Origin of the sequence: Streptomyces sp. SID9727, assembly GCF_010550605.1 — a bacterium.
In the GTDB taxonomy this organism is placed as follows: Bacteria; Actinomycetota; Actinomycetes; order Streptomycetales; family Streptomycetaceae; genus Streptomyces.
The window spans coordinates 1-10,091 of record NZ_JAAGNI010000279.1; the positions used below are offsets into that span (position 1 = coordinate 1).

At 71.2% G+C, this 10,091-nt stretch carries 7 protein-coding genes and 1 pseudogene; 3 read left to right on the plus strand and 5 right to left on the minus strand.

The annotated features are described in order from the left end of the window. Positions 1 to 521: 521 nt before the first annotated feature. From G3I41_RS18010 to G3I41_RS18025, 4 genes are all read right to left on the minus strand, one after another. Complete coding sequence (locus G3I41_RS18010; RefSeq protein ID WP_164401242.1) at positions 522 to 1,355, minus strand: S-methyl-5'-thioadenosine phosphorylase; 834 nt, start codon at positions 1,353 to 1,355, stop codon at positions 522 to 524. A 213-nt stretch (positions 1,356 to 1,568) separates the two neighbouring features. Then, positions 1,569 to 1,913, minus strand: a complete 345-nt coding sequence (locus G3I41_RS18015; RefSeq protein WP_164401243.1) for an FmdB family zinc ribbon protein — start codon at positions 1,911 to 1,913, stop codon at positions 1,569 to 1,571. A gap of 67 nt (positions 1,914 to 1,980) precedes the next feature. Beyond that, positions 1,981 to 3,264 carry an MFS transporter gene (locus G3I41_RS18020; protein ID WP_164401244.1) on the minus strand — a complete coding sequence of 428 codons (1,284 nt, stop codon included), beginning with the start codon at positions 3,262 to 3,264 and terminating at the stop codon, positions 1,981 to 1,983. Between the two features lie 316 nt (positions 3,265 to 3,580). Next, complete coding sequence (locus tag G3I41_RS18025) at positions 3,581 to 5,089, minus strand: potassium/proton antiporter (RefSeq protein WP_239081689.1); 1,509 nt, start codon at positions 5,087 to 5,089, stop codon at positions 3,581 to 3,583. A 243-nt stretch (positions 5,090 to 5,332) separates the two neighbouring features. Between G3I41_RS18025 and G3I41_RS18030 the strand changes: the two genes are divergently transcribed. After that, the gene (locus tag G3I41_RS18030) at positions 5,333 to 8,089 is read left to right on the plus strand and encodes a penicillin acylase family protein (RefSeq protein WP_164401245.1); all 2,757 of its coding nucleotides are present in this window, start codon (positions 5,333 to 5,335) and stop codon (positions 8,087 to 8,089) included. A 25-nt stretch (positions 8,090 to 8,114) separates the two neighbouring features. On the opposite strand, the gene G3I41_RS18035 is transcribed toward G3I41_RS18030, so the two are convergent. Further along, complete coding sequence (locus tag G3I41_RS18035) at positions 8,115 to 8,699, minus strand: 5-formyltetrahydrofolate cyclo-ligase (RefSeq protein ID WP_164401246.1); 585 nt, start codon at positions 8,697 to 8,699, stop codon at positions 8,115 to 8,117. 106 nt (positions 8,700 to 8,805) lie between these two features. Between G3I41_RS18035 and galU the strand changes: the two genes are divergently transcribed. After that, positions 8,806 to 9,708: a UTP--glucose-1-phosphate uridylyltransferase GalU gene (gene galU / locus G3I41_RS18040; protein WP_164401247.1), complete on the plus strand. Its 903-nt coding sequence runs from the start codon at positions 8,806 to 8,808 to the stop codon at positions 9,706 to 9,708. 4 nt (positions 9,709 to 9,712) lie between these two features. Further along, positions 9,713 to 10,091, plus strand: a pseudogene (locus G3I41_RS18045) (molybdopterin molybdenumtransferase MoeA); the annotation flags it as partial.

The window sequence follows — 10,091 nt, forward strand, 5'->3', positions numbered from 1 at the left end:
GCCGCCACACCGCACGGCGCAGCCGCTGACCGGCACCCCCACGCACCCGCAGGGGCGGGAACGCCGGCACCCCGCACGGCGGCGGCGCGGGCAACGGCCCCGGCGGCGCGCCCGTGCGGGGAACGGCGGAAGCGGTCTGGGGGAAGGAGGGGGAACCGGACGAGCGCATCGCGAACACCGCCTGCGTCAGGGGCCGATGGGTGGGGCCCAACGGCCGGAACCCCGAGGTTCCGGCCGCCGGACAACCCCCACGATCCACCAGCCGCCCGATTCCCGCCGGAGCCTGTGGACCGTCTACCGCATGGGGAAAACCCCGTCACCCGCAGGTGGGAACACGGCAGGCGGGAACGGGCGGGCCGCCGGAACACGGGCAGGCCGGAACACGGGCACGCGGGAACGGCCAGGCGGCGGCGGGAACGGGCGGGCCGCCGGAACACGGCCAGGCCGGAACGACCAGGCGACCAGGCGGCCAGGCCCGGACACCACCGGGCCGAAGCCCCGCCGCGCGAACAACGGGCTCGCTACGGCAGCGCGATCCCCGTCTCGATCCCGTCCAGCGCGTGCCCGCACGGGCAGTCCCGCTCGTCCGCCGCCGGCAGCGCCGCCACCGCGTCGAAGAGGACCGAGCGCAGCCGGTCCACATTGGCGGCGAAGACCTTCAGCACCTCCTCGTGGGAGACGCCCTCACCGGCCTCCGCGCCCGCGTCCAGGTCCGTGACCAGGGTCATCGTGGTGTAGCAGAGGCCCAGTTCGCGGGCGAGCACCGCCTCGGGGTGGCCGGTCATGCCGACCACGGACCAGCCCATCGCCGCGTGCCAGCGCGATTCGGCGCGGGTCGAGAAGCGCGGCCCCTCGACCACCACGAGCGTGCCGCCGTCCACCGCCTCCCAGTCCCGGCCCCGCGCGGCGGCCAGCGCCACCTTGCGGCCCTCGGGGCAGTACGGGTCGGCGAAGCCCAGGTGCACCACGTTCGGCAGGGCCCCGTCGGCCCGGGTGACACCGTCGTAATAGGTCTGCACCCGGGTCTTGGTGCGGTCCACCAGCTGGTCCGGCACGATCAGGGTGCCCGGCCCGTACTCCGGGCGCAGGCCGCCCACCGCGCACGGGCCCAGCACCTGGCGGACGCCGACCGAGCGCAGCGCCCACAGGTTGGCGCGGTAGTTGATGCGGTGCGGGGGCACGTGGTGGCCCCGGCCGTGCCGGGGGAGGAAGGCGACCCGGCGGCCGCCCGTCTCGCCGATGAAGACGGAGTCGCTGGGGTCTCCGTAAGGGGTTTCCACGCGGACCTCGGTGACGTCCTCCAGGAAGGAGTACAGCCCCGAGCCGCCGATCACACCGATCTCTGCGTTCGCCATGCGGTCACCCTAGGCCGTGTCCGCGAAGCCCCCTCCGACGGGCGTGGGCGCGCGAAGACCCCGCCGAGCGGTTCGGCGGGGTCTTCGCGAAAGCGGGGTCTTCGTGAAAGCCGGGTCTTCGCCAAGGCGAGGTCTTCGTGAAAGCCGGGTCTTCGCGGAAGCGGGGTTCCCCGCAGGAAGGAGGCTCTTCGCGAAAGCTGTGGAGCCGGGCGCTCAGGCGGCCGACGAACCGCTCGTCGAGGAAGAGGACGAGGAGGCCGACGACGTGGACGCCGGGGCGGCCGAGGACTTCGAGTCCGAGGACGTCGAGGAGCTGGAGGACGACGATCCGGAACCGGAGGTCTTCGCGGCGGAGGAAGCCGGCGTGCTGCTCGACGAGGAGCCGCGGCTGTCGTTCCGGTAGAAGCCGGAACCCTTGAAGACGATGCCGACCGCCGAGAACACCTTCTTCAGGCGTCCGTCGCAGTTCGGGCACACCGTGAGGGCGTCATCGGTGAACTTCTGCACCGCTTCGAGGCCCTCGCCACACTCGGTGCACTGGTACTGGTAGGTCGGCACTTTGTTCCTCCTGGCACTCTGACTCGATGAGTGCTAACGACGCTCCATAGTGACGTATTCCGCTGGATCAGTCCACCGTGACCGGCCCGCGGTGACCGATACCACGCGCGACGGTCCGCCCCGCACCGGCCGGCAGGAGCCTCGACCGCAGCGTCAGCAGGGTCGCCAGGGCCAGCACCGTACCCACCAGCGGGACCAGGAAACCGGCGCTCGCGCCGTGTCCGTCCGCGAGTTGGCCGGCCACGGTCACCGCCGCCGCCTGGCCCAGCGCGACCGCGCCCGTCAGCCAGGTGAACGCCTCCGTCCGCGCCGAGCCCGGCACCAGCGCTTCGACCAGCGTGTAGCCGCTGATCAGGGCCGGGGCGATGCAGAGCCCGACCAGCAGACCCAGCCCGGCGAGCAGCGGCGCGGAGTGCACCGCCCACAGGCCCGACGCGGTGAGCGCCAGCGCCGTGTAGCCGACGAGCAGGCGGCGGCGGGGGCCGGACTTCCAGGCGACGGCCCCGCAGGCGATCCCGGCGAGCATGTTGCCGGCGGCGAAGATCCCGTACAGCACGCCGTTGGCGCCCGGGTTGCCGATCTCCTCGGCGAACGCGGTCAGCGAGACCTGCATGCCGCCGAAGACCGAGCCGATGCCGAGGAAGGCGACCGCGAGCACGCGTACGCCGGGGATGGACAGGGCCGAGGCGTGCCGCTCGGTGCCGGGCAGGGAGCGGTCGCGGACGGGCGGCTGCGTGGCGCGCCGCGCGGCGAAGAGCAGACCGCCGACCAGGGTGAGCGCGGCCTCGGCGATGAGGCCGGCCGCCGGGTGCACGCCCGTGCAGAGCGCGGTGGCGACGACCGGGCCGATGACGAAGGTGAACTCGTCCGTCACCGACTCGAACGCGGCGGCCGTCGGCAGCAGCGGGGACGCCTCGCGGCCCGGTGCCGCGCCGAGCATGGCCGCCCAGCGGGCCCGCACCATGGGGCCGATCTGCGGGACGGACGCGCCGGTCGGAACGGCCGCGGCGAACAGGGCCCAGAGGGGCGCGTCCGCCAGGGCGAGCGTCACCAGGAGCGAGACGGCGGCGGCGTGGACCAGGACGCCGGGGAGCAGCACGGCCCGCTGGCCGAACCGGTCGGCGAGCTTGCCCGTCTGCGGCGCGAACAGGGCCATGGAGACCCCGGTGACGGCCGCGACGGCGCCGGCGCTGCCGTACGAGCCGGTGGTGTGCTGGACGAGCAGCACGATGCCGATGGTCAGCATCGCGAAGGGCTGCCGTGCGGCGAAGCCGGGAAGGAGGAAGGTCCACGCCCCGGGGGTGCGCAGCAGCTGCCCGTATCCGGGGCGTTCGGAGACCGTGGACGCCACGGTCCTTGCCTTTCTGCCGCCTGGTGGCCGTGCCCCCGGGGCGGCCGGCACAGGGGTGCGGGCCCGGGCGGGGGCTGCCGAGAGCTGTCCTCTTCGCGCGGAACTGCGGTAGATGCCGGGCGCTCGCGGCCGGTGTGCGGGGCACAGCCGGTACGGAGGACGCCACGACCGCCATACGGTCGCGCCAGCTCTGCGTCAGGCAGAGTTGGTCGATCAATCGGTGATTCTGGGTTTCCTTCATGCTACAGGCAGGAAGGGTGGAGGCCCTGCGATTGTGGGCGCTCCGCCCCTCGCCGCCTGTGAACGCGGTGTGGGCTCAGTGATGTGCCTTCGCGTTGCGCTTGTGCCCCTCCTGTTCGGCGGTGCCCTGCTTGAGCCAGCCGGCCAGCTTGCCGCCCTCGGCGACCGCGCGCAGCCGTGCCTCGGCCGCGTCGCGCACCGGGTCGGTGGCCACGACGAGCAGTTCGTCGCCGCGCCTGAGCACCGTGGACGGGGCGGGTACGAAGCTCTTGTCGTCGCGCACCACGAGGGTGACCGCGGCGCCCGCGGGCATGCGGAGCTCTCCGACCTCGACGCCGTGCATCTTCGACTTCGCGGGGATGGCCACGGACAGCAGGTGCCCGCGCAGCCGTTCCAGGGGCGCCGATTCGATGCCCAGGTCGGACGCCTCGGACGGGTCGTCCTTGATGTGGAGGGCCTTGGCGAGCCAGGGGAGGGTCGGGCCCTGGATGAGGGTGTAGACGATGACCAGGACGAAGACGATGTTGAAGACCCGGGTGGAGCCTTCGATTCCGGACACCATGGGGATGGTCGCCAGGATGATGGGTACGGCGCCGCGCAGCCCGGCCCATGACATGAGGGCCTTCTCCTGCCAGGGCAACCGGAACGGCACCAGCGAGATGAAGACCTCCAGCGGCCGTGCCACCACGGTCAGCACCAGGCCCACGACGACGGCGGGCCAGAAGTCGTCCAGCAGGTCGTGCGGGGTGACCAGCAGGCCGAGCAGGACGAACATGCCGATCTGGGCGAGCCAGCCGAGCCCGTCCGCGAAGCCCCGGGTCGCCGGCCAGTGCGGCAGTTTGGCGTTGCCGAGGATCATCGATGCCAGGTAGACGGCGAGGAACCCGCTGCCGTGGAGCATGGCGCCGGCCGCGTACGCGGACACCGCGATGGCCATGACGGCGATGGGGTAGAGGCCGGAGGCGGGGAGCGCCACATGGCGCAGCCCGTACGAGCCGAGCCAGCCCACGGCGATGCCGACGGCGGCGCCGATGGCCAGCTCCAGGGCTATCTCGCCGATCAGTACGTACCAGCTCTCGACCTCGCCGATGGTCGAGAAGGCGACGACGAGGATGACCACGGGGGCGTCGTTGAAGCCGGACTCGGCTTCCAGGACGCCGGTGACGCGGGCGGGCAGCGGGACCTTGCGCAGTACGGAGAAGACCGCCGCGGCGTCCGTGGAGGAGACGACCGCGCCGATGATGAGCGCCTGCCGCCATTCCAGGCCGACCAGGTAGTGCGCCCCGGCCGCGGTCACGCCGACGCTGATCGCCACGCCGACCAGCGACAGCACCGCGGCCGCCGGAAGCGCGGGTCTGACCTCTTTCCACTTCGTGCCGAGGCCGCCCTCGGCGAGGATCACGACGAGTGCCGCGTAGCCGATGACCTGCGTCAGCTCCGCGTTGTCGAACTTGACGTCGAAGAAGCCGTCCTGGCCCAGGGCGATGCCGATGCCCAGGTACAGGAGCAGGCTGGGGAGCCCGCTGCGGGACGAGATGCGTACCGCCACGACGGCGACGAGCAGGACGAGCGAGCAGGCGAGCAGGAGTTCGTTGAGCGAGTGGACAGTCAGTGGCCGGTCCTTTCCCTGCGTACGCCTGCCGGATCGTCTTCCGGCGGCCGGTACTTCGTTACCTTACCTAATCTTTAACGTTTTCTTGATGCGTTCGAGTATTCGTACGATCGCTACGCAATTCGAGCCATCCTGATACCGCGTCCGAGTGGGTGACGCGCTGCGCCTATGGTTGCTCCTGCACTCCCAGGACCGCCCTGCCCTCGAAGGACAGCGATGCCCGCCACAACAACCGTCTCCTCCGGATCCACCGGTACCGCCGGTGGCGGGCCGCGCAAGAAGAGGAAGAAGGGACGCCGCGCCCGCCTTCTCTTGATCGTCCTGGTGCTGGCGCTGGTCGCGGGCATCGGTTACGGAACGTACTGGTCCGTGTCCACCGTGCGCGCCTCGTACCCGCAGACCAGCGGGACCATCCACCTCGACGGGCTCTCCGGCAACGTCGACGTCAAGCGCGACGGCTACGGGATCCCGCAGATCTACGCGGACTCGGACGCCGACCTGTTCCGCGCCCAGGGCTTCGTGCAGGCGCAGGACCGCTTCTGGGAGATGGACGTACGCCGCCACCTGACGGCCGGCCGGCTCTCCGAGATGTTCGGCTCCGGGCAGGTCGAGACGGACTCCTTCCTGCGGACGCTGGGCTGGCGCAAGGTCGCGCAGGAGGAGTACGACACCGTCCTGTCCGACGAGACCAAGAAGAACCTCCAGGCGTACGCGGACGGCGTGAACGCCTACCTGAAGGGGCGCGACGGCAAGGACATCTCCGTCGAGTACGCCGCGCTCGGCCTCACCAACGACTACAAGCCGACGAAGTGGACCCCGGTCGACTCGGTCGCCTGGCTGAAGGCCATGGCCTGGGACCTGCGCGGCAACATGCAGGACGAGATCGACCGCTCGCTGATGACGAGCCGGCTCGACGCCGACGAGATCAAGCAGCTCTACCCCGCGTACCCGTACGACAAGCACGAGCCGATCGTCACCGAGGGCGGCATCTCCTCGGTCACCGGCACGTTCGACCCGAAGGCCACGGACTCCGAGGGCACCGGCGCCGGCACCGTGGCGGGCGCGACGCAGGGCCTGAACACGCAGCTCGGCGCGCTCTCCGACACCCTGGACGAGATCCCCGCGCTGCTCGGCCCGAACGGCACCGGCATCGGCTCGAACTCCTGGGTGGTCTCCGGCACGTACACGACGACCAACAAGCCGCTGCTCGCCAACGACCCGCACCTCGCGCCGATGCTGCCGTCCCTCTGGTACCAGATGGGCCTTCACTGCCGGCAGGTCTCCGAAACCTGCAAGTACGACACGGCCGGCTACACCTTCTCCGGCATGCCCGGTGTGATCATCGGCCACAACCAGGACATCGCCTGGGGCTTCACCAACCTCGGCGCCGACGTCACCGACCTCTTCCTGGAGAAGGTCACCTCCGACGGCTACCTGTACGACGGCAGGACCAAGCCCTTCACCACCCGCGAGGAGACCATCAAGGTCGCGGGCGGCAAGGACCGGCACATCACGGTCCGCGAGACCAACAACGGCCCGCTGGTCTCCGACCGCAGCAGCGAGCTGGAGAAGGTCGGCCAGAAGGCCCCCGTCACCAACTCCGCCCCGGACCGCGCCGACGGTTACGCCGTCGCCCTGAAGTGGACCGCGCTGCAGCCCGGCCACTCCATGGACGCCGTGTTCGAGCTGAACCGCGCCAAGGACTTCACGAGCTTCCGCAAGGCGTCCGAGCACTTCGAGGTCCCCTCGCAGAACCTCATCTACGCCGACACCAAGGGCAACATCGGCTACCAGGCCCCCGGCACGATCCCGGTCCGCAAGAAGGGCGACGGCACGACGCCCAGCCCCGGCTGGTCCTCGGCGTACGGCTGGAAGAAGGACCCGATCCCGTTCGACGAGCTGCCCTACGAGTACAACCCGAAGCGCGGCTACATCGTCACCGCCAACCAGGCCGTGATCGACGAGGACACCTACCCGTACCTGCTGACCAAGGACTGGGGCTACGGCAGCCGCAGCCAGCGGATCAACGACCTCATCCAGTCGAAGATCAAGGGCGGCGGCAAGATCTCGACCGAGGACATGCAGAAGATGCAGATGGACAACACCAGCGAGATCGCCGCGCTGCTGGTGCCCGAACTGCTGAAGATCAACGTCGCCGACAAGGACGTCCGCCAGGCGCAGAAGCTGCTGGAGGGCTGGGACTACACCCAGGAGGCAGACTCGGCCGCCGCCGCGTACTTCAACGGCGTCTGGCGCAACATCCTCAAGCTCGCCTTCGGTGACAAGCTGCCCAAGGAGATGCGCGTCGAGGGCGAGTGCCTGAACGTGCCCCCGGCCAAGAACTCGGGCCCGGCCGACGAGCAGGACCGGCTGGTGCGCGAGTGCGGCCAGCGCTCCCCGGACTCCGCGCAGCCGGACGGCGGTGACCGCTGGTACCAGGTCGTCGCCAACCTCATGGACAAGCCGGACAGCCCGTGGTGGAAGACGCCCAAGAGCCGCAAGGACAAGGCGACCGAGACCCGCGACGAGCTGTTCGCCCGCGCCATGGAGGACGCCCGCTGGGAGCTCACGGCCAAGCTGGGCAAGGACATCACCACCTGGAACTGGGGCCGGCTCCACCAGCTGACCCTGAAGAACCAGACCCTGGGCACCGAGGGCCCCGGACTCCTCCAGCGGCTCCTGAACCGGGGCCCCTGGGACCTCGGCGGCGGCGAGGCCGCCGTGGACGCCACCGGCTGGAACGCGGCCGGCGGCTACGAGGTGGTCTGGGTGCCGTCGATGCGGATGGTCCTCAACGTGGCCGACTGGGACAAGTCCCGCTGGATCAACCTCACCGGCGCCTCCGGGCACGCGTTCAGCGCGCACTACACCGACCAGACCGACAAGTGGGTCAACGGTGAACTGCTGCCCTGGGCCTACGGCACGAACGCCGTGGCCGGGACGACGACGGACACGCTGACCCTCAAACCGTGAGTGCGCCCCGCAGGCCCCCGGTGCCTCAGCTCACGCTGAAGCGCCGGGGGCCCTGCGGTGTGACCACCGCGTTCACGGGGAAGTCGTGCGGCTCCGCGGGCACCCGCGCGACCACCTCGTTCGCGTACAGCAGGACGATGAGCGCGGGCACGGCTCCGGCGGCCGTCAGGCGGGCCAGCACCCGGTCGTAGCTGCCGCCGCCGCGCCCCAGCCGCATGCCGCGCGCGTCCACCGCGAGCCCGGGCAGCAGCACCGCGTCCGCCTCCAGGACGGCGTCGGGGCCCAGCCGCCCGCCGGTGGGTTCGAGCAGCCCGCGACCCGCCCTCGCGAGCCCTTCCGCCCCCTCGTACGCCGCCCAGTCCAGGTCGTTGTCGGCGAGGAGGACCGGCAGCAGCACCCGTACGCCCCGGGCGCGCAGCGCGTCCAGCAGCGCGCGGGTGCCCGGCTCGCGCCCCACCGAGACGTACGCGGCGACGGTCCGGGCCCCGCTCAGCTCCGGCAGTCCGAGCGCGTGGCCGGCGAGAACCGAGGCGGCCCGTTGGACGTCCCGGTCCGTCAGGAGCCGCCGCGCGGCGAGCAGATCGCGCCGCAGTTCGGCCTTTGCGGACATGTCGGTGCTCAACGGACACCCACCGGCCTCTCGGACAGGTCTATATGAGGACAAAGTTAACCGGAGCCTCATCTTCCGCCCACGTGGCCCCGATAAAGTTCAGCGCATGACCCAGTCGAGCTCCAGGATCAGCAAGGCCGTCATCCCGGCGGCGGGCCTCGGGACCCGCTTCCTCCCGGCCACCAAGGCCACTCCCAAGGAGATGCTGCCGGTCGTCGACAAGCCTGCCATCCAGTACGTCGTCGAGGAAGCGGTGGCCGCCGGACTGCACGACGTACTGATGATCACCGGCCGCAACAAGCGTCCCCTGGAGGACCACTTCGACCGGAACTACGAGCTGGAGGGCGCCCTGACCCGCAAGGGCGACGCCGACCGGCTGCGCAAGGTCCGCGAGTCCACGGACCTCGCCACCATGCACTACGTCCGCCAGGGCGACCCCCGCGGCCTGGGCCACGCCGTCCTGTGCGCCGCGCCGCACGTCGGCGACGAGCCGTTCGCGGTGCTCCTGGGCGACGACCTGATCGACCCCCGCGACCCGCTGCTGACCCGGATGACCGAGATCCAGGAGCGCGAGGGCGGCAGCGTCATCGCGCTCATGGAGGTCCCGCCCGCGATGATCCACCAGTACGGCTGCGCGGCCGTCGAGCCCACCGCCGAAGCGGACGTCGTACGCGTCACCGGCCTGGTCGAGAAGCCGGAACCCGCCGACGCGCCCAGCAACCTCGCGGTCATCGGCCGCTACGTCCTGGACCCCGCCGTGTTCGGGATACTGCGCCGGACCGAGCCGGGCCGGGGCAACGAGATCCAGCTGACCGACGCCCTGCAACTGCTCGCCGAGGACGAGAAGGCCGGCGGGCCCGTGCACGGCGTCGTCTTCAAGGGCCGCCGCTACGACACCGGCGACCGCAGCGACTATCTGCGTGCCATTGTCAGACTCGCGTGCGAACGTGAGGACCTGGGGCCGGAGTTCCGCAGCTGGCTCCGCCGGTACGTCACCGAGGAGATGTAGCACGTTGAGCAGCACGATCTGGTCGGTGGACGAGCACCTGGAAGACATCCTCGCCGCGGTGAGGCCGCTCGAACCCATCGAGCTGCACCTGCCCGAGGCCCAGGGCTGCGTCCTGGTCGAGGACGTCGTGGTGGAGGTCGCCCTGCCGCCCTTCGACAACAGCTCGATGGACGGTTACGCGGTCCGCGTCGCCGATGTCGAGGGCGCCACCGAGGAGTTCCCCGCCGTCCTCACCGTCATCGGCGACATCGCGGCCGGCGACGACGGGCTCGGCCCCGGCCGGCGCGTCGGCGCGGGCGAGGCCGCCCGCATCATGACCGGCGCCCCGCTCCCGGAGGGCGCCGAGGCGGTCGTCCCCGTCGAGTGGACCGACGGCGGCACGG

Bases quoted from the DNA above. Each gene is read 5' to 3' on its own strand.
- G3I41_RS18010 (WP_164401242.1), bottom strand. From the start codon at position 1,355: ATGGCGAACGCAGAGATCGGTGTGATCGGCGGCTCGGGGCTGTACTCC.
- G3I41_RS18030 (WP_164401245.1), top strand. From the start codon at position 5,333: ATGCCCGCCACAACAACCGTCTCCTCCGGATCCACCGGTACCGCCGGT.
- G3I41_RS18035 (WP_164401246.1), bottom strand. From the start codon at position 8,699: ATGTCCGCAAAGGCCGAACTGCGGCGCGATCTGCTCGCCGCGCGGCGG.
- galU (WP_164401247.1), top strand. From the start codon at position 8,806: ATGACCCAGTCGAGCTCCAGGATCAGCAAGGCCGTCATCCCGGCGGCG.